The sequence below is a fragment of the Parasutterella muris genome, assembly GCF_009767915.1.
In the GTDB taxonomy this organism is placed as follows: domain Bacteria; phylum Pseudomonadota; class Gammaproteobacteria; order Burkholderiales; family Burkholderiaceae_F; genus Parasutterella; species Parasutterella muris.
Genome location: NZ_WSRP01000112.1, coordinates 1 through 601, shown reverse-complemented (window position 1 = coordinate 601; position 601 = coordinate 1). Strand labels below are relative to the sequence as shown.

Sequence of the window (601 nt, the reverse complement as noted above, 5' to 3'; positions counted from 1 at the left end):
CAACAGCAGCTTTTTCTGCGTCTTCCGGTTTCTGTCCGCGCGGAACGATCACGCCTGTCGGCTGTTCAGCAGCGTTGCGTCCGGCGATACGGCCGAATGTAACGATGTCGGCCATAGCGTTGCCGCCGAGGCGGTTGGCACCGTGAACACCGCCTGTGACTTCACCGGCAGCGAAGAGACCCGGGATAACGTGACCCTTCTTATCGAGAACCTGAGCTTCAGTGTTGATTCTCAGACCGCCCATTGTGTGGTGGACAGCCGGAGTCACCTGAACAGCGAACCAGGGGCCTTCTGTCAGAGGACGCGGCATGTCGGCGCGGCCGAATTCAGCGTCTTTCTTGTCAGCCTGGAACTTAGCATACTGTTCCATTGTGGCCTTCAGGTTGGCAGCGTTGATCTTGAGCTTGTCGGCGAGTTCGTCAAGTGTGGCGCCTTCTGTAACGAGGCCCTTCTTGATGTATGTTTCGATTGCTTTCAGGCTCTTGCGAGTGGCTGTATCGAAAACGAGGTAGCCGACTTTGCCGGGCTGTTTGAGCTCAGCAGCGGAAACAACGTCACGAGTCTGCAGTTCGTTGATGAAGCGCTTGCCGTCCTGGTTGAC

At 56.9% G+C, this 601-nt stretch carries 1 protein-coding gene; it reads right to left on the bottom strand.

Features of this window, described 5'->3' with window-relative positions; translation table 11 throughout:
- Positions 1–601: FAD-binding protein (locus E5987_RS12790; RefSeq protein WP_160336446.1), on the bottom strand; the 601-nt coding region annotated here is incomplete at both ends.